Genomic DNA, 20,983 nt, shown 5'->3' on the forward strand with positions numbered 1-20,983 from the left:
CCACGCAGAAGGCCCCGGAGCGGTTCAGGGCTCCGGGGCCTTCGCATGTCCAGCGCGGGCGGGGTAGTGCCTACGCCTTGGTGAGGTCCTCGACCTCCTCCTCGGGCTCACGGCCGGGGGTGGGGAGGTTGAACTTGGTGATGGCGAAGCGGAAGACGACGTAGTAGATCGCGCCGAACACCAGGCCGATCGGGATGATCAGCCAGGGCTTGGTGGCCAGGTTCCAGTTCAGCGCGTAGTCGATGAAGCCCGCGGAGAAGGTGAAGCCGGCGTGGACGCCCAAGGCCCAGGTGATCGCCATGGAGAGGGCCGTCAGCACCGCGTGGATCGCGTACAGCAGCGGCGCGATGAACATGAACGAGAACTCGATGGGCTCGGTGACACCGGTCACGAAGGAGGTCAGCGCGAGCGAGATCATCATGCCCAGCACGGCCTTGCGGCGCTCGGGGCGGGCGGTGTGTGCGATGGCCAGGGCGGCGGCCGGCAGACCGAACATCATGATCGGGAAGAAGCCGGACATGAACTGGCCGGCCGTCGGGTCACCGGCGAAGAAGCGGGTGAGGTCGCCGTGCACGACGGCACCGGTGGCGTCCTTGAAGTCGCCGATCTGGAACCAGGCGACGGAGTTCACGAACTGGTGCATGCCGACCGGGATCAGCGCGCGGTTGATCAGACCGAACAGGCCCGCGCCGAACGCGCCCAGACCCGTCATCCACTCGCCGAAGTCCGAGATGACCTCACCGATCGGCTCCCAGACCAGGCCGAAGAAGACACCTACGAGCGTGCCGACGAACGCCATGATGATCGGCACCAGACGGCGGCCGTTGAAGAAGCCGAGCCAGTCCACCAGCTTCGTGCGGTGGAACCGCTGCCAGACCACCGCGCCGAGCAGACCCATCACGATGCCGCCGAGGACACCGGGGTTGTTGTAGGTCGCGGCTATGTCCGCACCCGCCTGGACCTTGGCCTCGGCGACCGGGAACGCCTTCAGGACGTTGGCGTAGACCAGGAAGCCGACCAGCGCGGCCAGCGCCGTGGAGCCGTCCGACTTCTTGGCGAAGCCGATCGCGACACCGATACAGAAGAGCATCGGGAGGTTGTCGAAGATGGCACCGCCGGCCGTCGCGAAGACCGCCGTGACCTTGTCGGGCAGATGCAGCTTCTCCTGGACGTCCGACTGTCCGAGCCGCAGCAGCAGGCCCGCCGCCGGCAGCACGGCGATCGGGAGCTGAAGGCTGCGGCCGACCTTCTGGAGCCCCTGCAGAAGGCCGGATCCCCATCTCTTCTGTGGGGCCGCCGTGGGCGCGGTGGCGGTGCTCATAGACTTCCTCCATCGGGTGGTGGTCTACACCACTCAGTGGTGTAGACCATGTTGTAGCACGATGAAGGTGGCATAAGGAACCCACGATTACCGTAATCGTGGTATTACGCTCGGCTACGCCCGGCGACCCCCCGGCCGAGCCCCGGGCCGCGCCCCCGACTACGCCTTCGTGACGTCCTCCCGCTCCTCCTCCGGCTCCCGCCCGGGAGTCTTCAGATCGAACTTCGTGATCGCGAAACGGAAGATCGCGTAGTAGACGGCGGCGAAGCCCAGCCCGATCGGGACGATCGCCCACGGCCGCGTCGCCAGGTTCCAGTTGATGACGTAGTCGATGAGCCCGGCGGAGAAACTGAAACCGTCGTGCACACCCAGCCCCCACGTCACCGCCATCGACGCCCCCGTCAGCACCGCGTGCACCGCGTACAGCAGCGGCGCGACGAACAGGAACGAGTACTCGATCGGCTCGGTGATGCCGGTCACGAACGACGTCAGCGCCACGGACAGCATCAGACCGCCGACCTCCTTGCGGCGGGACGGCCTGGCGCAGTGCGTGATCGCCAGCGCCGCCGCGGGCAGCGCGAACATCATGATCGGGAAGAAACCCGAGGTGAACTGACCCGCGTCCGGGTCCCCCGCCAGGAACATGTTGATGTCACCGTGCACCACCGTGCCGTCCGGCTTCGTGAAACTGCCGAACTGGAACCAGATGGGCACGTTCAGGAACTGATGCAGACCGATCACCAGCAACGCCCGGTTCGCGACACCGAAGATGCCCGCACCCCACGCGTCCAGCCCGTCCAGCCAGTCACTGAAACTCTCCAGGGCGTCACCGATCGGCGGCCAGACCCACAGGCACAGCGCGGCGAACGCGATCGCCACGAACGCCATGATGATCGGCACCAGACGGCGGCCGTTGAAGAAGCCCAGCCAGTCCACCAGCTTCGTGCGGTGGTACCGCTGCCAGAAGTAGGCCGTCAGCAACCCGATGACGATCCCGCCGAAGACCCCCGGATTCTGGTACGCGAAGGCCCCCACCGTGTTGTCGGTCGCCTGGCACCCGATGTTCGGGATCACCTTCGAACCCGGCTCGCAGTCCTCCGGGAACTGCCGCAGCACGTTGTAGTAGACGAGGAATCCCGCCACCGCCGCCAGCGCCGTCGAACCGTCCGACTTCTTCGCCATGCCGATGGCCACACCCACACAGAACAGCAGCGGCAGCCCCAGGGAACCGTCGAGCAGCGCCGCGCCCGCCCCCGCCATCACCTTCGCCACGTCCGTCCAGCCGAGCCCGTCGTCCCCGAACACATCAGGCTGACCGAGCCTGTTGAGGATGCCCGCGGCCGGCAGCACCGCGATCGGCAGCTGAAGACTGCGTCCCATCTTCTGCAGACCCTGGAACGCGGTGTGCCAGCGCCGGCGGGCCGGGCTGATCTCGGTCTCGGCGCTCTCGGCACTCATCGTTTGGCGACCGCCTGTCAGGTGGTGTAGACCAGCTACGGACGATTGGGTTGCTGCGACGTCATCACTGACGTCATCCTTCGGCAGACCCGGCACAATCGCTCGCGAAGTTGGGCCAACTGTGGGTTACTGCGAAAAGCGGTTCACATCGCGGTTCGCATCAGGGAATTCAGGGAGACGGAACATGGCCACCAAGGCTGAGAAGATCGTCGCCGGACTCGGCGGCCTCGACAACATCGAAGAGATCGAAGGCTGCATCACCCGGCTGCGCACCGAGGTCAACGACGCCTCACTCGTCGACGAAGCCGCCCTGAAGGCCGCGGGCGCCCACGGCGTCGTCAAGATGGGCACCGCGATCCAGGTCGTCATCGGCACCGACGCCGACCCCATCGCCGCGGAGATCGAAGACATGATGTGAGCCTTCGCGCTCACACCTGAGGACCACCGAAGGGGCTCCTCCCACCACCGTGGGAGGAGCCCCTTCCACAGGTACGGCTAGCATCAGCGCCATGTCTCGAATCGACGGCCGCACCCCCGAACAGCTCCGCCCCGTCACCATCGAACGTGGCTGGAGCAAGCACGCCGAGGGCTCCGTCCTCGTCTCCTTCGGCGACACGAAGGTCTTCTGCACCGCCTCCGTCACCGAGGGCGTCCCCCGTTGGCGCAAGGGCAGCGGCGAGGGCTGGGTCACCGCGGAGTACTCCATGCTCCCCCGCGCCACCAACACCCGCGGCGACCGCGAGTCCGTCCGCGGCAAGATCGGCGGCCGCACCCACGAGATCTCCCGCCTCATCGGCCGCTCGCTGCGTGCGGTGATCGACTACAAGGCACTGGGCGAGAACACCATCGTCCTCGACTGCGACGTCCTCCAGGCCGACGGCGGCACCCGCACGGCGGCCATCACCGGCGCGTACGTCGCGCTGGCGGACGCCATCACGTGGGCCCAGGGCAAGAAGCTCGTCAAGGCCGGCCGCCAGCCCCTCACCGGCACGGTGAGCGCGGTCTCGGTCGGCATCGTCGCGGGAGTCCCGCTCCTCGACCTCCGCTACGAGGAGGACGTCCGCGCCGAGACCGACATGAACGTCGTCTGCACCGGCGACGGCCGCTTCGTCGAGGTCCAGGGCACCGCCGAGGCCGAGCCGTTCGCCCGCGAGGAACTCAACTCCCTTCTGGACCTTGCCGTTCTGGGCTGCACGGAACTGACTGTCCTGCAGCGCACGGCACTTGATACGGTCCTCGAAAAGTAAAGGGAACACCAAGAAGGGCGGCGGGCGCGAGCAACCGGCCCGCCCGCCGGCGCGTCTTGGCCAGTACACCAACGGGGGCCTCCTGGGCCTGGCAAGGGGAGGAACACACTGATGTCCACGGCCGCGAGCCGACGCCCGAACCGGCGTCGCCGAACCGTCATAGCCGCCGCCACGGCGGCCGTCGCCCTCACCGTGGGACTGACGGCGACCGGCTGCGACGCAGTCAACAAGGCCCTGGACTGCGTCCAGACCGCCGACTCCATCGCCGACAGCGTCACCGACCTCCAGCAGGCCGTGGAGAACGCCGCGAACGACCCCACACAGACGGAGGAGTCGCTGACCTCCATCGAGAACAACCTCGACAAGATCGGCGACAAGACGGACAACGCCGACGTCAACAAGGCGGTCGACGACCTCCAGGCCGCCGTCGCCAACGTCCGCACCGCCGTCGAGAACGGCGACAACACCCCCGACCTCAGCCCCGTCACCGACGCGGCGGGCGAACTGACGAAGGTCTGCACCCCGTAGTACCCGGCAGAACCCGGCAGAACCGGGCGGAGGAACTGGGGATACTGGGCGCATGACCCGCCTGATCCTCGCCACCCGCAACGCCGGAAAGATCACCGAACTGAGGTCGATCCTCGCCGACGCAGGCCTGCCCCACGACCTCGTCGGCGCGGACGCCTACCCCGACATCCCCGACGTCAGGGAAACCGGTGTCACCTTCGCCGAGAACGCGCTCCTGAAGGCCCACGCCCTCGCGCAGGCGACGGGCCTCCCGGCCGTCGCCGACGACTCGGGCCTCTGCGTCGACGTGCTGAACGGCGCGCCGGGCATCTTCTCCGCCCGCTGGGCCGGCAAGCACGGCGACGACCGGGCCAACCTGGACCTGCTCCTGGCCCAGCTCTCGGACATCGCCGAGGAGCACCGGGGCGCCCACTTCGCCTGCGCGGCGGCCCTGGCCCTCCCGGACGGCACGGAACGCGTCGTCGAGGGCCGTCTCACCGGCACCCTCCGCCATGCCCCGACCGGCACCAACGGCTTCGGCTACGACCCGATCCTCCAGCCGGCCGGCGAGACGCGCACCTGCGCGGAACTGACGGCAGCGGAAAAGAACGCGATCAGCCACCGGGGCAAGGCGTTCCGGGAGCTGGTGCCGGTGGTGCGGGAGTTGCTGGGCTGAACCAACGATCCAGGCCCTGCGCCTTCGAATCGAAGGTGCAGGGCCTGTTTCTTTTGTACGCCCGGTCGGATTCGAACCGACAGACACAACTACCTAAAAGTTGCCGCTCAGCCCTTGGCGTACGGGCGCCAGTGCTGCGGCCTACTTTACTGGGCTAGGTCGCTCTGCGTCCGCCCCCTCTGCACCAGGTGTCGGTGACGGCGTGGCAGTTAGGACACAACAACCTCAGGTTCTCCCGGCGGTCATCGCTCCAGTCCCCGTTGATGTGATCGACCTCCAGGGTCATGGGCTTGCCGAGCCACTCGGGGCCTGTGCCGCAGTTCGCGCAAGCCTCTGGTACGCCGACCTCGTGCAGCGCTCGGCGAAGTAGGCGGGTCCTGGTCCGGCGCTTGCCGTCGTGCTGAACGAGGATCTCTGCAGGCCGCCTCGACATGTCAGGCCGAGTCTTGCCCCGCTGGTGGGCTTGCCCCAAGAAGTGCGCGGTTTCGAGACCTTCCTCGGCGATCCACTGACGCAACAGCGCGCGTTGCCCGCCGTTGTCCGGGCGTTCCAGACAGCGTAGAGCCCCTCCGGTCGTTCCCTGGTGTATGCGCTCGCCCCCATCGAAACCCCCTCCGTCCCCGACCACCCGTTCGTGGTCTCGTACGGAGTAGCGAGCCGTTTATCGGACAGTCACGCCCGGTAAGTGAAGCGGCCCGTGTCGGGGGTTCCGGCGCGGGCCGCTTGCCGGCGGTGAGGGGGCTCAGATGCCCAGGTCCTTGATGATCTTGGCGACGTGGCCGGTGGCCCGGACGTTGTACAGGGCTCGTTCGACCTTGCCCTCCTCGTCGACCACGATGGTGGAGCGGATGACGCCCATGTACGTCTTGCCGTAGTTCTTCTTCTCGCCGTACGCCGCGTAGGCCTCGGTGACGGTCTTCTCGGGGTCGGCCAGGAGGGTTACCTTCAGGGACTCCTTGTCGCGGAACCTGCCCAGCTTCTCGGGGCTGTCGGGGGAGATGCCGATGACGTCGTACCCGGCGCCGGTCAGCAGTTCCAGGTTGTCCGTGAAGTCGCAGGCCTGCTTCGTGCAGCCGGGGGTAAGCGCGGCCGGGTAGAAGTAGACGATGACCTTGCGGCCCTTGTGGTCCGACAGGGACACCTGGTTGCCGTCGGCGTCGGGGAGGGTGAAGGCGGGGGCCACGTCCCCGGGCTGGAGTCGCTCGCTCATCGGGCCAGCGTAACCGGGGGTCCTGACAGTGCGGCGGCGGGCAGAGCTGACAGACTGTCCAGAACAAGACACAGCTGACTTCGGAGGCCTTACCGTGGCGGAGACGTCGGACACCAGAACCCCGGCGCAGATCGAGGCGGACATCAGGGCCCGCCGCGAGGTGCTGGCGGAGACGCTGGACGAGATCGGGGTGCGGGTGCATCCGAAGACCATCGTCGGGGACGCCAGAGCCAAGGTCGTCGCCAACGTCGATCACACGCTCGGGAGGGCCTACGTCCAGGTCAACCGCGCCGTGAGCGAGGTGCGTGCGCAGTTCGTGAACGAGGAGGGCGCGCCCCGGCTGGAGCGGGTCGTGCCGGTGGCGCTCGTGGTCGTCGGCGTGGTGGGGCTGCTCGCGTTCAGCGGGCGGCGCCGCAAGGGCTGATCCCCTGCGCTCCTCGTGCGTCTGCGCGGGGTAGGTTCAGTGGTGTGAGCGCCAAGAGAGACGACCTGAGTACCACGCACGACAAGCTGCCCATCCGGATGCTGCACGACCGTGTGCTCGTGAAGCAGGAGACCGGTGAGGGTGAGCGGCGTTCGGGTGGCGGCATTCTGATTCCCGCCACCGCGGCCGTCGGTCGTCGGCTGGCGTGGGCCCAGGTCGTCGCCGTGGGGCAGAACGTGCGGACCGTGGAGCCGGGGGACCGGGTGCTGTACGACCCCGAGGACCGTGCGGAGGTCGAGGTGCGGGGCGTCGCGTATGTGCTGATGCGGGAGCGCGATCTGCATGCGGTGGCGGCCGACCGGTTCGAGGGCTCGGAGGACTCGACCGGCCTGTACCTCTGATCGGCCTGTGGCTGTGTCTGTGCCTGTACCTCTGATGTAGTCGGCAAGAAGGGCTGGTGACCATGGTCACCAGCCCTTTTGTCGTTTCCTTGCTACGTTTGGAAGGAGCCCGACGAGACGCGCCGTACCGGGATGCCGCAGGAAAAGACGACGCATCGCTGTGTCAGTGCGTTCGCTCTCGCGTTCGCGTCTCGGAGGTGTCTGTCCATGGCCTGGGTTCTGCTCGTCGTCGCCGGTCTGCTGGAAGTCGGCTGGTCGATCGGGATGAAGTACACGGACGGGTTCACGCGGCTCGTCCCGAGTCTGTTCACCGGCGCCGGCATCGTGGCCAGCATGCTGCTGCTGTCGTACGCCGCCCGTTCCCTCCCCATCGGTACCGCCTACGGCGTGTGGGTCGGGATCGGGGCGGCGGGGGCCGCGGTGGCCGGCATGGTGGTGCTGGGGGAGCCGGCGACCGCGGCCCGGATCTTCTTCGTGTGTCTGCTGCTGGTCGCCGTGGTGGGGCTGAAGGCGACCAGCGGTCACTGAGGACGTCAGCCGGCGTCAGCCGGCTTCGGTCCGCTTCGGTCCACGCCGGTCCCGGCAGTCCACGTCAGTCCCAGCCGGTGGCTGTCAGCTGGGGGCCGGTCGTCGTGCCATCCGTGTTGCCGGTGCCTCCGGTCGCGCCGTCGGAGGTGCCGGTGGACGTGTTGCCGTCGGTGGTGCCGGAGTTGGTGCCCGAGGTCGTTGCGCCGGACGCCGTGCCGCCGTCGGTGGTGCCGGTGGACGTGTTGCCGGTGGTCGTGCCGCCGTCGGTGGTGCCGGAGGTGGTGCCCGCGGTGGTGCCGCCGCCGGTCGTGCCGCCGTTCGTCTGTCCCTGGGTCTGGCCCTGCGTCTGGCCCTTGGTGGTGTCGGTGTCCGGCGAGCTGCCGTCGGACGCTTCGTCGGTGGGCTCGTCCTCGGAGGGCGGGGCCGAGGGGTAGGCGGACTGCTCGCCGCCCTCCTGGATCTGGAGGTTGAAGTCCGCGGCCGGTTCGCCCTTCAGGGCGTTCTTGGTGAACTGGGCCCAGATCTCGGTGGGCGCCCCGCCGCCGTTGATGCGGGGCAGCCCCATCGCGCCCTTGAGGGACTTGTGGGCGGCGGTCTGCGGGTCCTGGCCCATGACGGCGACCACGGTGGCGAGGTCGGGGGTGTAGCCGGCGAACCAGGCGGCGGTGTCCTCCTCGGCGGTGCCGGTCTTGCCCGCGGCGGGCCGGTCGGCGGCGAGGGCCGCGGTGGCGGTGCCGTTCTGGACGACGCTGCGCAGGACCGAGGTGGTGGTGTCGGCGGCTTCGCGGCTGACGACCTGGGAGGACTTCTGCTCGGGCAGGTCGACCACGTCGGAGCCGTCCTTGGTGACCTTCTCGATCAGGGTGTACGTGCCGTGCTTGCCGTGGTTGGCGAGGGTGGCGTAGGCCTCCGCCATGTCCAGGACGCTGGCGTTGGCCGTGCCGAGGGCGATGGAGGGGTAGGGCTGGAGGTCGGGGGTGTCGGTGGGCAGGCCGAGTTCGATCGCGGTCTGCTTGACCTTGGCGGGGCCGACGTCGACGGCCATCTGCGCGTACACCGAGTTCACCGACTTGTCGGTGGCGGTGCGCACGTCGATGTTGCCGTAGTTGACGTAGTCCTCGTTCTCGGGGGCGTAGGTGCCGCCGGACCAGCCCTGGATGGGGCGCTTGTTGGTGCCGTCGTAGACCGTGTTGGGGGTGATCTGGCGGCCGTCCTGGGTCTCGGAGCCGTTCTCGACGGCCGAGGTGAAGACGAACGGCTTGAAGGTGGAGCCGACCTGGAAGTCCTGGCGGGTGGCGTTGTTGGTGTACTGCTTGATGTAGTCGATGCCGCCGTACAGGGCGAGGACCTTGCCGGTCTTGGGTTCGACGGCGGCGCCGCCCGCGCGGACGTAGGTGTCGACCTTGCGGTTCTTCTTGTCGAGCTTCTTCATCAGCTTGTCGTTGACGGCGTCGACGAAGGCGTCCTGCTTCTTCCTGTCGATCGTGGTGGTGATGCGGTAGCCGCCGGCGTCGAGTTCGTCCTGGGTGACGATCTTGTTCTCGCGCAGGTAGTCCTTGATCGCGTTGACGAGGTAGCCGCGCTGTCCGGACATTCCGGTGTCGGCGCCCGAGGTCTCCTTGACCGCGGGGAACTTCATGCCGGTGCGCGCGGACTCGTCGAGCCAGCCCTTGGTGACCATGCCGTCGAGGACGTAGTTCCAGCGGGCCTCGGCGGCGGCCTTGTTCTCGGGGTGGGCGATGATGTCGTACTCGCTGGGCGCGTTGACCAGGGCGGCGAGGTAGGCGCCCTGGGCCGGGGTGAGCCTGGCGGCCTCGATGCCGAAGTAGGCCTTGGCGGCGGCCTGCATGCCGTAGGCGTTGCGGCCGAAGTAGCTGGTGTTGAGGTAGCCCTCGAGGATGTTGTCCTTGGAGGTCTCGCGGTCCAGCTTGATGGAGATGAAGAACTCCTTCACCTTGCGGGTGACGGTCTGTTCCTGCGCGAGGTAGTAGTTCTTCACGTACTGCTGGGTGATCGTGGAGCCGGACTGCTTGCCCTTGCCGGTGGCGGTGTTCCAGCCGGCCCGGAGCATCGCCTTGGGGTCGATGGCGGACTCGGTGTAGAAGTCGCGGTCCTCGGCGGCGAGGACGGCGTGCTGGGCGTCCTTGGAGATCTGGGAGAGGTCGACGTTCTCGCGGTTGACGGTGCCGTCGCGGGCGATCTCGGTGCCGTCGGAGTAGAGGTAGACGTTGGACTGCTTGGTGGCGAGCGCGTTGGCCGGCGGGATCTCGACCATGGAGTAGCCGAGGAAGAAGAGTCCGGCGAGCACCAGGACGCCGAGGACGAACGTACCGAGCACCATCCGCCAGGTGGGCAGGAGCCGGCGCAGTCCGGTGCGCTTGGGTCGCTTCATCTTCTTGCCTCCCTCGCCACTTCCTCCGTCACCCGCCTCGGGGGCTCCGGGTGCCGAGCCCTCGGTGGGCTGCTGCGGCTGTGGCTCGTCACTCATGTGTTGCTGGACTCCTGTTTCGCGTCGTACGTTCCCGTACGCCTCGTAAGCCTCGTACGCCTTCTGCGTCCCCTGTTGAAGACTCTCGCACCAAGCGTTCCGTTCCCGACAATCGGCGCGCGTTCGGTCACACGTCGTGCCCGGAAAACGCGTGGCACGGGGCCGCAGCGGCGCACTAGGCTCCTGCGTTTCGGTGTCGAAGAGGGCACGAGGGGTGACTGGTGGGCGAGGAGGACGGTTGCCTTGGGATCGGCGCGGTTGTACGCGGCCGTCGCGGCGGGGGGTTTCAGAAGGTACGCGACCTATCGGGTGGCGACGGCCGCGGGAGTGTTCACCAACACCGTTTTCGGCCTGATCCTCGTCTACACATATCTGGCGTTGTGGGACGAGCGGCCGCACCTGGGGGGCTATGACCAGGCGCAGGCGGTCACCTATGTGTGGCTGGGGCAGGCGCTGTTCGCGACGCTCGCGATCCAGGGCGGCGGTTTCGAGACCGAGTTGATGGAGCGGATCCGTACGGGTGAGGTCGCCGTCGACCTGTACCGGCCGGCCGATCTCCAGGCGTGGTGGCTGGCGGGTGACCTGGGTCGGGCGTTGTTCCAGCTGCTGGGCCGCGGTGTGCTGCCGTTCGTCTTCGGGGCGTTGTTCTTCCCGACGGCGTTGCCCCACGATCCGGTGATCTGGCTGGCCTTCGCGGTGACGATCGCGTTGGCGATGGTGGTCAGTTACGGGATCCGGTTCCTGGTGGCGTTGAGCGGGTTCTGGTTGATGGACGGCACGGGTGCGGTGCAGGTGCTGATGGTCACCGGGATGTTCTTCTCGGGGATGGCGCTGCCGCTCAACGCGTTTCCCCAGCCGCTGGGGGACATCGTGACGCTGCTGCCGTGGTCGGCGTTGTTGCAGATGCCCGCGGACGTGCTGATGGGGCGGACGGATCCGCTGTTCGCGTTCGCGTTCCAGGCGGGTTGGGCGGTGGTGCTGCTGGCGGTGGGCCGGCTGGTGCAGGGGGCGGCGACGCGGCGGGTGGTGGTGCAGGGTGGGTGAGGGCGGCCGGCTGGTGGAGGGGTTGCGGGCCTATCGGCTGATCGCCGGGATGTGGATCCGTTCGACGCTGGCCTACCGGGTGTCGTTCGTGCTGACCGTGGTCGGTGGTCTGCTGGTGACCGGGCTGGACTTTGTCGCGATCTTGCTGATGTTCTCGCAGGTGGACGTGCTCGGCGGGTACACGCTGCCCGAGGTCGCGTTTCTGTACGGGTTGTCGGCGATGTCGTTCGGGCTCGCGGATCTGTCGATCGGTTCGGCGGGCCGGCTGGGTTCGCGGGTGCGGGACGGCACGCTCGACACGTTGCTGGTGCGGCCCGCGCCGGTGCTGGCCCAGGTCGCCGCGGACCGGTTCGCGCTGCGCAGGGTGGCCCGGCTGATCCAGGGCACGCTGGTGCTGGGGTACGCGTGTGTGGCGCTGGACGTGGCCTGGACGCCGGTGAAGGTGGCGCTGGTGCCGGTGATGCTGGTGTGCGGCGGGTTGATCTTCTCGGCGGTGTTCGTGGCGGGCGCGGCGTTCCAGTTCGTGGCGCAGGACGCGTCCGAGGTGCAGGCCGCGTTCACGTACGGCGGTCAGACGCTGTTGCAGTATCCGCCGACCGTGTTCGGTACGGAGCTGGTGCGCGGGGTGACGTTCGTGCTGCCGTTGGCGTTCGTCAACTGGGTTCCGGCGGCCCATGTGCTGGGGCGGCCGTATCCGTTGGGGCTGCCGGAGTGGGCGGCGTTCGCTCCGCCGCTGGTGGCGGTGGCGTGCTGTGCGGTGGCGGGGCTGGCGTGGCGGGCGGGGCTGCGGACGTATCGGAGTACGGGGAGTTGAGGAGTGCCGTGTCGGAGGGTGTGAGGGTGTCACAGAGCGCGTTCATCGAGGTGGACCGGGTCGAGAAGGTCTTCGACGTGCGCAGGAGGACCGGGTTTCTGAAGCGGGAGCTGCGGCGGGTGCGGGCGGTGGACGCGATCTCGTTCACCGTGGCGCGCGGTGAGATGGTCGGTTACATCGGGCCGAACGGTGCGGGGAAGTCGACGACGATCAAGATGCTGACGGGGATCCTGACGCCGAGCGGGGGCCGGCTGCGGGTCGCCGGGATCGATCCGTCCCGGGAGCGGACGCGGCTGGCGCATCGCATAGGGGTGGTGTTCGGGCAGCGTACGACTCTGTGGTGGGACCTTCCGCTGATCGACTCCTACCGGCTGATGCACCGCATGTACCGGATCCCGGACGGCCGTTACCGGGAGAACCTCGACCGGCTGGTCGAACTCCTCGATCTGTCGGCGCTGTTGGAGGTGCCGGTGCGTCAGCTGTCGCTCGGCCAGCGGATGCGCGGGGACATCGCGGCGGCGCTGCTGCACGATCCCGAGGTGCTCTATCTGGACGAGCCGACGATCGGTCTGGACGTGGTCTCCAAGGCGCGGGTGCGGGAGTTCCTGCGCGAGCTGAACACCGAGCGCGGCACGACGGTCCTGCTCACCACGCACGACCTCCAGGACATCGAGCAGCTCTGCTCGCGGGTGATGGTCATCGACCACGGCCGTCTGGTCTACGACGGTGCGCTGGCCGGGCTGCACGAGGCGGGGGAGAGCGAGCGGACGCTGGTGGTGGACCTGGAGCGGGAGCTGCCGCCGGTCGAGGTGGGGGAGGCGGCGCGGGTGGTGAGGGTGGACGGGCCGAGGCAGTGGCTGGCGTTCCCGGCATCGGAGTCGGCGGCTCCGCTCGTCGCCCGGATCGCGGCGGAGTATCCGCTGGTCGACCTGTCGGTGCGGGAGCCGGACATCGAGGCCGTGATCGCCAGGATGTACCAGGACCGGGAGACCGCGAGGGAGACCGTAGTGCCGGCGCCCGGGAACTCGTAGGCTGCTGATATGACCGACGACGCAGCCCCGGGCCTGCCGGAACTCCGTGCCTCCGACGCCGATCGTGAGCGGGTCGCCGAGGTCCTGCGGGACGCCCTCGCGGAGGGCCGGCTCGACATGTCGGAGTTCGAGGAACGGCTGGAGGAGACGTACAAGGCGCGCACGTACGGGGAGTTGGCGCCGATCACCCGGGATCTGCCGGTCGCCGGGGTCACGCCGCCGCCCGTCGTGTCGCTGCACAAGGAGCCCATCGAGGAGGGGAGTTGGGCCGGGCGGATCGTGGGCGGCGAGGGTTCGTCGACCTGGGCGGTGGCCGTGCTGTCCGGCTTCCAGCGCAGGGGCCGCTGGACGGCCCCCCGGCGGTTCAACTGCTTCGCCTTCTGGGGCGGCGGGGAGATCGACCTGCGCGAGGCGAACTTCGCCGCCGGTGAGATCGAGATCAACTGTGTCGCGATCATGGGCGGGGTGCAGATCACGGTGCCGCCGGGGGTCGAGGTCGTGGTCCGCGGGATCGGCGTGATGGGCGGGTTCGACCAGCGGGAGACCGGTGTGCCCGGCGAGCCGGGCGCGCCGCGGGTGGTCGTCGGCGGGTTCGCCTTCTGGGGTGGGGTCGGCATCGAGCGCAAGAAGACACGGGCCGCCCGGCGGCAGGAGAAGCTGGACCGCAAGGCGGCGAAGCGCGAGCTGCGGTCGTCGTCCCGGGACGACGAGTGGGAGACCCACCGCCGGATACTGGAGGGCCACAAGGACCTGCTGCACGGGCACGGCCTCGGCCACGGCGGGGGCCACGGAGCGGGGTCCGGGCCCCGGGAGGAACAGCGGGAGCGCCGCTACGAGGACTGAACCGGCCCCGAGATCCGCTCGGGCCGAGCCCGGCGCGCGGCCCGGCGGGTGTCACAGCCGGGCGGGTGCCGCTCCCGCCAGCTTCGCCAGGTCGATGGTCTCCGCCATCTTGCGGTAGCCCCGGTCGCTGGGGTGCAGATGGTCGCCCGAGTCGTACTCCGGGCGCAGGCCGCGCGGGTCGTACGGGTCGCGCAGTGCCCGGTCGAGGTCGACGACCGTGTCGAACACCCCGTCCGCCCGGATCGCCTCGTTGATCCGTTGCCGTACGCCCTCGCGGCCGTCGTTGTAGCCGCGGTGGCCGCGGAACGGCATGAGGGTGGTGCCGACGACCCTGATGCCGCGGGCGTGGGCGCGGTCGACGAGGGTCCGCAGGCCGTCCACGACCGTCTGCGGGTCGGCGAGCCCCGGGTCGCGCAGGATGTCGTTGATGCCGAGGTCGATGACGACGGCCTTGACGGCGGTGCGGCCGAGGACGTCCCGTTCGAAGCGGTTGACGGCGGCGGCGCCGCGGCGGGAGTCGTCCGTGAGGACCCGGTTGCCGCTGATGCCCTCGTTGACGACGCCGTAGCGGGGTGCGTCCCCGTCGGCGGCGACGCTCGCCCGCAGCCGGTCGGCGAGGACGTCGGGCCAGCGGCGGTTCGCGCCCGCGGTGGAGGTGACGCCGTCGGTGATGGAGTCGCCGAGGGCGACGAGGGTGCCGTCGGCCTCGTTGCTGAGCACGTCGAGGGCGGTCAGGTAGCGCCACTGGTCGCCGGCCCCGGTGAACGCGGCGCCGCTGACGTCCTCGGTGGACTCGCCCTCGGCCACGTAGTTGGTCTGCCGGGCGTGCGGGTGGTAGGTGACCGGCCCGGCGGAGGTGGGGGAGTAGGTGCTGACCAGGACGTCGCAGTCGTGCGGGACGACGACGGTGACGGCGTCGCTGACCGTCTGCCCGCCGGCCGGGACGACGACGGTGGTGGCGCCGCCGAAGGTGAGCCGGCGCAGCGTGCCGGGGACCGCTGCCGCGCTCCCGCCGTCGGCCGCGACGGCGAGGGTGGCGTGCGTCACGGTGAGCGGGCCGGTGCCGTAGAGGTTGGACAGCGTGACGCGGGCACTCGTCCCGCCGACGCTGGTGTGTACGACGTTGCGGACCGTGCGGCCCGCCATGCCGTCGGTCGCGGTGCCGGGTTCGCCGCTGACCGGGGAGGCCGCCCAGGTGCCGACCCAGACGCCGGTCGAGATGGGGGCGGCGTCGCCGGGGCCGGGTGCCGCGGCGCGGGTGACGGCCCGGGGGTCTGGTCCGGGACCGTGGTCGGAGGCGGCGGAGACGTATATGGCGGCGGACAGGCCCACGACCAGGGCGATGATCGCCGACAGGAGGGCGCCGTGTCTTGTGGGGGACACCCCCACACCCCCGACGTGTGGCCTGGTCATGCTGGGGGTTCTCCTCGGTGAAGGGAGCGGCGCGGCTCCGGGTCATGCGGTCGTGCGTGGATGCGTTCATGCGGTCGCGCGGTGATGCGTTCACGCAGGAGTTCGCCGTTGAGCTCCCCGCCTGAGAGACGCCGGGAACTCTTGTTCCGTTCCAGGAGTCGGTCAAGCAGGGACAATATCTGCGTGCGGGACACGGGTGGCACGGGCGTCGACCGGAACGGATGGAACGGATGGATCGTACGGAAGCGGAGCGGCCGGCCGGCACCAGGGCGGCGCGCACGATGACCGTCTTCAGCGCCGCCGACGAGGAGAAGCGGCGCGGGGTGCGCCGGATGAAGCTGACCGCGGCAGGTCTGCTGCTGTTCGTGGCCGTGGTGTACGTGCTCGCCGAGTGGGCCTCCCATCGGGGCGCGGGCCCCTGGGCGGGCTATGTGGCGGCGGCCGCGGAGGCGGGCATGGTCGGTGCGCTCGCCGACTGGTTCGCGGTCACGGCGCTCTTTCGCCACCCGCTCGGCCTGCCCATCCCGCACACCGCGATCATCCCGAACAAGAAGGACCAACTGGGTGTCTCGCTCGGTGAGTTCGTCGGGGAGAACTTCCTCTCCGAGGACGTCGTACGGCAGCGGCTGCGCGCGGTCGGCATCGGCACCCGGCTGGGCGCCTGGCTGGCCGATCCGGAGCACGCCGACCGGGTGACGGCCGAACTGGCGACGGCGCTGCGGGGCGCGCTCACGGTGCTGCGCGACTCGGACGTGCAGGCGGTGGTGGGGGAGGCGATCACGCGTCGTGCGGACGCGCAGGAGATCGCGCCGGGCATCGGGAAGATGCTGGAGAAGGTCGTCGTGGACGGCGGTCACCGGCGGGCCGTGGACCTGGTGGTGACCCGGGCGTACGACTGGCTGGTGCTGCACGGCGACTCGGTGATGGGCGCGGTGGAGGGCGGTGCGCCCGGCTGGACCCCCCGTTTCGTCGACAAGCGGATCGGCGAGCGCGTCTACAAGGAACTGCTGCGGTTCTGCGGGGAGATGCGGGACATGCCGTCCCATCCGGCCCGGGGCGCCCTCGACCGGTTCCTCACCGACTTCGCCTCCGACCTGCAGTCCGACACGGACACGCGGGCGCGGGTGGAGCGGCTCAAGGGCGAGGTGCTGGGCCGGGGCGAGGTGCAGGACCTGATCGCGTCCGCCTGGACCGCCGTGCGCTCCATGATCGTCGCGGCGGCGGAGGACGAGCGCAGTGAGCTGCGGCTGCGGGTGCGGGCCTCGCTGCTGTCCCTGGGGGCCCGGATGGCCACCGAGCGCAAGGTCCAGGAGAAGGTGGACAGCTGGGTGGAGGGCGCGGCGGTGCACGTGGTGACGACGTACCGCAAGGAGATCACCTCCCTGATCACCGACACGGTCGCGGGCTGGGACGCGGAGCACACGACCCGCAAGATCGAGGCCAACATCGGCCGTGACCTCCAGTTCATCCGGATCAACGGCACGGTGGTGGGCTCGCTGGCCGGGTTGCTCATCTACACGGTGGCGCGCGCGCTCGGGGCGTGAACCGGCCGGTCGCTTGAATCAGCCGGTCGCGGGAACACGATCCGCGTGCCGCCCGATGGGGAGCGTGCCGAGGAGGGAGCCCATGACCAGCGCAGACGCCGCCGTGCCGGCCGAGAGAGACCGTACGATCACCACCGACATCCCCGCCCGCCTCGACCGGCTGCCCTGGTCGCGCTGGCACTGGACCATCGTCTTCGGACTCGGCACCGTGTGGATCCTGGACGGCCTGGAGGTCACGGTCGTCGGGAACATCGCGAGCCGGCTGTCGGAGCCGGGAAGCGGCCTGCCGATCACCTCCGGGCAGGTCACCGGTATCGCGGCCGCGCTGTATGTGGCGGGCGCCTGTGTCGGCGCCCTGTTCTGGGGCCGGCTGACCGACAAGTGGGGCCGCAAGAAGCTGTTCATGATCACCCTCGCGGTGTATCTGGCGGCCACCGCCCTGACCGCGATCTCCTTCGACACCTGGTGGTTCCTGCTCTTCCGGTTCCTCACCGGTTTCGGCATCGGCGGCGAGTACGCGGCCATCAACTCCGCGATCGACGAGCTGATCCCCGCGCAGTACCGGGGCCGCGTCGACCTGATCATCAACGGCAGCTTCTGGCTGGGCGCGGTCGCCGGTTCGCTGCTGTCGATCGTCGCGCTGAACACGGACATCTTCGCGGCGGACGTGGGCTGGCGGCTGACGTTCGCGCTGGGCGCCGTCCTCGCCCTGGTGATCCTGCTCGTACGACGGCACGTCCCGGAGAGCCCGCGCTGGCTGCTGATCCACGGCCGGGACCGGGAGGCCGAGGAGATCGTCACCTCGATCGAACGGCAGATCGAGGAGGAGAACGGGGAGCGGCTGCCCCGGGCCGAGGGCGAGCTCACCATCCACCAGCGCCGCGGCGTCTCCTTCGTCGAGATCGCCCGCACGGTGTTCTCCTCCTACCGGCGCCGCGCGGTCCTCGGCTTCTCCCTCTTCATCGGGCAGGCCTTCCTCTACAACGCGATCACCTTCGGCTTCGGCGCCATCCTGACCAAGTTCTTCGACGTGCCGAGCGGCAACACCGGCTACTACTTCGCCGTCATCGCCATCGGCAACTTCTGCGGTCCGCTGCTGCTGGGCAAGCTGTTCGACACCGTGGGCCGGCGGGTGATGATCTCCTCGACGTATCTGCTCTCCGGTGTGCTGCTGTTCGGCACGGCCTGGCTGTTCGACCAGGGCTCGCTGACCGCGACGACGATGACGGCCTGCTGGTGCGCGGTGCTGTTCTTCGCGTCGGCGGGCGCGTCGAGCGCCTATCTGACGGTGTCCGAGGTCTTCCCGATGGAGACCCGCGCGATGTCCATCGCCTTCTTCTACGCCCTCGGCACCGCGGCGGGCGGCATCAGCGGCCCCCTGCTGTTCGCCGAGCTCACCGACACGGGCAAGGTCGGCGACACGGTCCTCGCCTTCTGCATCGGCGCGGCGCTGATGTGCGCGGCGGGTCTGGTGGCGGTGTTCCTGGCGGTCAACGCCGAGCGACGCTCCCTGGAGGACATCGCCCGGCCGCTGACGGCGGCGTCGACGAAGGCACGCGAGACGACGACACCGGACGCGTCGACGCCGGACGCGTCGACGCCGGACGCGTCGACGCCGGGCGGGCCGACGCCGGGCGGGCCGCGGAAGGCCACCGCCTGAGGGCGCGCGGGTGCCCTGCGCGGGTGCCCCCGGGCGCCTCGGCGCCTCCTACTCGGTCCCGCCCGGGGCCCCGCCCGCGGCCCTGCCCTCGGCGCCGTCCGTGGTCCGGCCCCGTCGGCGCAGCAACAGCAGGCCGCCGGCCAGGGCGGTGAGGCCGGTGGCCGCGGTCCACGCGACGAGGTCGGTGGAGCCGGTGGAGGCGAGGCCGCCGCTCTTCGCGGCGGCCGCCTCCGTCCCGGCCCGCGCCGCCGAGAGGGAGGGCGCGGCCGATCCGCCCGATGCGGCGGCGCCCGATGCGGCGGCGCCGGACGCGGACGGGGAGGAGGACACCGACGGGGTCGGGCCGGTCGAGGAGCCGCCCGCACCCGTCGTCGACCTGTCCCGGGTGAACGCCAGTGTCCCGAAGCCGAGCTGGTCGTAGCCGCCGCTGTTGGGCCCGTAGTCCCCGCCGCCGCCCTCGGGTCCCGCCTTGGCGGCGATGCGGGTGAGGTAGGGCGCGGACAGCCCCCGGCGCTTGGTGTAGTGGTTGGCGATCATCGCCCAGATCGGCCGGGTCATCGCCGGGTCGACGCCGGCCGCGTCGGCGGCGGTCTCGCTGCCCGACCAGCCGCCCACGGCGCCCTTCGCCCGGGTGTTGGCCGTATAGGCGACATCGCCGCCCAGGCTCCACTTGGCCACGTACTGGGCGCCCTTGAGGAAACGGCTGTCGTCGTAGCCGTAGAGGTCGATGCCCTGGTTCCAGGCCATCTCGCAGAAGGTGCCCATGAGGCCGACGCCGAGCAGCGCGTGCCCCTGGTCCCGGCCCGCCTCCAGCCACTCGGCGAGACCGTCGTCGTGCACCACGGGAATGGCCTTCCGGACGGCACCGAGCCCGGAGCCGTTCTTGAAGTACTCGACGGCCTGTTCCACCCTGGCGCCGTCGTCGCAGAAGATGCCGGTGGCGAGGACGCAGGCCATGGCGGTGAGGTCCCAGTTGGGCCAGTAGTTGGTGATCACGGCGCCGTTGTGACCGACGAGGAAGCTCTCGCTGAGCGGCGAGAAGACGGTGGTCAGCATCTTCCGGAAGCGTTCGAGCTCGAAGCCGGCGTGTTCGCGGACGAGCTCGGCGGCGTTGGCGGCCTGGTAGCCGTACAACCCGGCCGCGAGGAACCGGTCGGCCGAGCCCGCGAGCGAAGTGAGCTTCGCCGACCAGGCGTTGAGGATCGCGACGGCGGTGTCGGCGTACGCGCTCTCACCGCTGACGTGGAACCGCAGGCCGTTCTGGTAGGCGGCGTGGAGGTCGTTGTAGAGGATCGTGTAGTTCTGCGGCGAGCCCGAACCCCGGTACACGGTCGCCTGCGGGTTGGCCGTCCAGCCGCTCTGCGCATGCCTGTTGGCGGTGAGCCGGGCGTATCCGGCGGTGTAGGGCGCGGCGCCCGCCTTCACCTTGGCGGCCATGCGGGCCAGGTCGGCGCCGGTGTGCAGCAGGCCCGGGTGCGCGTATCCGACGGCGGCGGCGGGGGCCGCGGGGAGGGCCGCGGCCACACCGGCGGCTCCGGCCGCCGCGCCCGCCGCCTTCAGCAGGCCGCGGCGGCTGATCTGGTGGCCGCCGGTCTCGTGGCGGCTGAGCGCGCCGCGGCCGGTCGGTCCGGGTCGGGTCGGGTGCGGTTGGAGATGCATGCCGGGGAGACGGACGAGGGGCCGGGCCGATAACGAAAACCTGGTCGCCGGTCGCCGGTCGCCGGTCACCGGCCGACGGCCGGTCCAGGTTCAGGCGCCCGTCGTCGACCCCGGCCGGACGATCATCAGGATCGTCACGGTCGCCCACAGCAGGTTGAACACCCCGGTGAACATGGCGAGTTGGACCGTGGTCTCCCGCGCCCCGGCGCCCTCGACGAGCACCTCCTGCCGTGGCAGTACGAGGACCAGCAGCACACCCGCGGCCAGCACGGTCAGCACGATCGACGTGACCAGCCAGGGGTCGCCCATCACACCCATCGCGCCCGCCGTGGCGAACCCGAAGACGGGGACGGCGAGACCGACGGCCGCGTACACCTGGCAGATGCGGTGCAGCAGCCGCACGGTCTCGCTCGCGCGGGCGTCGTCGGGCGCGGCCAGGGCGCGGCGCGCGGCGGGCGGGAACATGCTGGCGGCGACGGTGACGGGCCCGATCGCGACGATCGCGGCGAGGACGTGCACGGCGAGGAGGAACTTGGTCACGCCCCGACGCTAGGCGGCGCGCGCGTCCCGCAGAAGCGGCGGAAATGCCAGAGGGCGACGGGTTCTCGCCAGGGGGAGGGAAGGGCTGGTGGGGGGTGGTGGGGGCGGTGGGGATGCGCGTTGCGACGAGCAGGGGCGGTGGCTGTCGGCTGTCGGCTGCCGGGGACCAGCGACC

20 protein-coding genes, 1 tRNA gene, 1 pseudogene and 1 riboswitch are annotated in these 20,983 nt (G+C 70.0%); of the genes and pseudogenes, 13 read left to right on the forward strand and 9 right to left on the reverse strand.

Features of this window, described 5'->3' with window-relative positions:
- Positions 1-70: 70 nt before the first annotated feature.
- Both QQM72_RS26110 and QQM72_RS26115 read right to left on the reverse strand, forming a co-directional pair.
- Positions 71-1,321 carry a PTS transporter subunit EIIC gene (locus QQM72_RS26110; RefSeq protein WP_314223283.1) on the reverse strand — a complete coding sequence of 417 codons (1,251 nt, stop codon included), beginning with the start codon at positions 1,319-1,321 and terminating at the stop codon, positions 71-73.
- A 159-nt stretch (positions 1,322-1,480) separates the two neighbouring features.
- Positions 1,481-2,779 carry a PTS transporter subunit EIIC gene (locus QQM72_RS26115; protein ID WP_314223284.1) on the reverse strand — a complete coding sequence of 433 codons (1,299 nt, stop codon included), beginning with the start codon at positions 2,777-2,779 and terminating at the stop codon, positions 1,481-1,483.
- A gap of 184 nt (positions 2,780-2,963) precedes the next feature.
- Between QQM72_RS26115 and QQM72_RS26120 the strand changes: the two genes are divergently transcribed.
- From QQM72_RS26120 to rdgB, 4 genes are all read left to right on the forward strand, one after another.
- Positions 2,964-3,197 (forward strand): glucose PTS transporter subunit EIIB, encoded by a 234-nt coding sequence (locus QQM72_RS26120; protein ID WP_020132213.1) that lies wholly within the window; start codon positions 2,964-2,966, stop codon positions 3,195-3,197.
- 91 nt (positions 3,198-3,288) lie between these two features.
- Positions 3,289-4,026 carry a ribonuclease PH gene (gene rph, locus QQM72_RS26125; RefSeq protein WP_142264541.1) on the forward strand — a complete coding sequence of 246 codons (738 nt, stop codon included), beginning with the start codon at positions 3,289-3,291 and terminating at the stop codon, positions 4,024-4,026.
- Between the two features lie 111 nt (positions 4,027-4,137).
- Complete coding sequence (locus QQM72_RS26130) at positions 4,138-4,554, forward strand: hypothetical protein (protein WP_314223285.1); 417 nt, start codon at positions 4,138-4,140, stop codon at positions 4,552-4,554.
- Positions 4,555-4,606: 52 nt separating this feature from the next.
- On the forward strand, positions 4,607-5,209 hold the full coding sequence (rdgB, locus tag QQM72_RS26135) for an RdgB/HAM1 family non-canonical purine NTP pyrophosphatase (protein ID WP_314223286.1): 603 nt from the start codon (positions 4,607-4,609) through the stop codon (positions 5,207-5,209).
- A gap of 56 nt (positions 5,210-5,265) precedes the next feature.
- On the opposite strand, the gene QQM72_RS26140 is transcribed toward rdgB, so the two are convergent.
- From QQM72_RS26140 to bcp, 3 genes and pseudogenes are all read right to left on the reverse strand, one after another.
- Positions 5,266-5,338: transfer RNA gene (locus QQM72_RS26140), tRNA-Leu, on the reverse strand.
- 25 nt (positions 5,339-5,363) lie between these two features.
- Positions 5,364-5,774: pseudogene (locus tag QQM72_RS26145) on the reverse strand (HNH endonuclease); the annotation flags it as partial.
- A 177-nt stretch (positions 5,775-5,951) separates the two neighbouring features.
- On the reverse strand, positions 5,952-6,419 hold the full coding sequence (gene bcp / locus QQM72_RS26150; protein WP_314223287.1) for a thioredoxin-dependent thiol peroxidase: 468 nt from the start codon (positions 6,417-6,419) through the stop codon (positions 5,952-5,954).
- 94 nt (positions 6,420-6,513) lie between these two features.
- On the opposite strand from bcp, the gene QQM72_RS26155 reads away from it, so the two are divergent.
- The 3 genes from QQM72_RS26155 to sugE all read left to right on the forward strand — a co-directional run bounded on the left by QQM72_RS26155 (position 6,514) and on the right by sugE (position 7,772).
- Positions 6,514-6,843, forward strand: coding sequence for a DUF3618 domain-containing protein (locus tag QQM72_RS26155; protein ID WP_314223288.1), 330 nt, complete (start codon positions 6,514-6,516; stop codon positions 6,841-6,843).
- 98 nt (positions 6,844-6,941) lie between these two features.
- Entirely contained in the window at positions 6,942-7,244 is a 303-nt protein-coding gene (locus tag QQM72_RS26160) for a GroES family chaperonin (protein ID WP_372481747.1), read from the forward strand.
- A gap of 86 nt (positions 7,245-7,330) precedes the next feature.
- Positions 7,331-7,401: riboswitch (guanidine-III (ykkC-III) riboswitch) on the forward strand.
- A gap of 50 nt (positions 7,402-7,451) precedes the next feature.
- Complete coding sequence (gene sugE, locus QQM72_RS26165; protein ID WP_314223289.1) at positions 7,452-7,772, forward strand: quaternary ammonium compound efflux SMR transporter SugE; 321 nt, start codon at positions 7,452-7,454, stop codon at positions 7,770-7,772.
- A gap of 64 nt (positions 7,773-7,836) precedes the next feature.
- Here the strand turns inward: sugE and QQM72_RS26170 are convergent, their stop codons facing one another.
- On the reverse strand, positions 7,837-10,260 hold the full coding sequence (locus QQM72_RS26170; protein WP_314223290.1) for a transglycosylase domain-containing protein: 2,424 nt from the start codon (positions 10,258-10,260) through the stop codon (positions 7,837-7,839).
- A 243-nt stretch (positions 10,261-10,503) separates the two neighbouring features.
- Here QQM72_RS26170 and QQM72_RS26175 point away from each other — a divergent pair, with 243 nt between their 5' ends.
- Genes QQM72_RS26175 through QQM72_RS26190 form a run of 4 tightly spaced genes read left to right on the forward strand, consistent with a single transcriptional unit; the run spans position 10,504 to position 13,992 of the window.
- Positions 10,504-11,304: an ABC transporter permease gene (locus QQM72_RS26175; protein ID WP_314223291.1), complete on the forward strand. Its 801-nt coding sequence runs from the start codon at positions 10,504-10,506 to the stop codon at positions 11,302-11,304.
- 49 nt (positions 11,305-11,353) lie between these two features.
- Entirely contained in the window at positions 11,354-12,118 is a 765-nt protein-coding gene (locus tag QQM72_RS26180) for an ABC transporter permease (RefSeq protein ID WP_314223351.1), read from the forward strand.
- A 26-nt stretch (positions 12,119-12,144) separates the two neighbouring features.
- A complete protein-coding gene (locus tag QQM72_RS26185) occupies positions 12,145-13,149 on the forward strand; it encodes an ABC transporter ATP-binding protein (RefSeq protein ID WP_314223292.1) in 1,005 nt (334 codons plus the stop codon).
- Between the two features lie 9 nt (positions 13,150-13,158).
- Positions 13,159-13,992, forward strand: coding sequence for a DUF1707 SHOCT-like domain-containing protein (locus tag QQM72_RS26190; RefSeq protein ID WP_314223293.1), 834 nt, complete (start codon positions 13,159-13,161; stop codon positions 13,990-13,992).
- A gap of 51 nt (positions 13,993-14,043) precedes the next feature.
- Here QQM72_RS26190 and QQM72_RS26195 read toward each other — a convergent pair whose 3' ends face one another.
- Entirely contained in the window at positions 14,044-15,405 is a 1,362-nt protein-coding gene (locus QQM72_RS26195) for an SGNH/GDSL hydrolase family protein (RefSeq protein ID WP_314223294.1), read from the reverse strand.
- A 221-nt stretch (positions 15,406-15,626) separates the two neighbouring features.
- Between QQM72_RS26195 and QQM72_RS26200 the strand changes: the two genes are divergently transcribed.
- Together QQM72_RS26200 and QQM72_RS26205 are read left to right on the forward strand one after the other, a co-directional pair.
- Positions 15,627-16,949 (forward strand): DUF445 domain-containing protein, encoded by a 1,323-nt coding sequence (locus QQM72_RS26200; protein ID WP_314223295.1) that lies wholly within the window; start codon positions 15,627-15,629, stop codon positions 16,947-16,949.
- An 82-nt stretch (positions 16,950-17,031) separates the two neighbouring features.
- The gene (locus QQM72_RS26205; RefSeq protein ID WP_314223296.1) at positions 17,032-18,609 is read left to right on the forward strand and encodes an MFS transporter; all 1,578 of its coding nucleotides are present in this window, start codon (positions 17,032-17,034) and stop codon (positions 18,607-18,609) included.
- 48 nt (positions 18,610-18,657) lie between these two features.
- Here QQM72_RS26205 and QQM72_RS26210 read toward each other — a convergent pair whose 3' ends face one another.
- Positions 18,658-20,268, reverse strand: a complete 1,611-nt coding sequence (locus tag QQM72_RS26210; protein ID WP_314223297.1) for an alginate lyase family protein — start codon at positions 20,266-20,268, stop codon at positions 18,658-18,660.
- Between the two features lie 90 nt (positions 20,269-20,358).
- Entirely contained in the window at positions 20,359-20,808 is a 450-nt protein-coding gene (locus tag QQM72_RS26215; protein ID WP_314223298.1) for a hypothetical protein, read from the reverse strand.
- Positions 20,809-20,983: the final 175 nt, after the last annotated feature.

Source organism: Streptomyces zaehneri, assembly GCF_032248645.1.
Classification (GTDB): Bacteria; Actinomycetota; Actinomycetes; order Streptomycetales; family Streptomycetaceae; genus Streptomyces; species Streptomyces coriariae.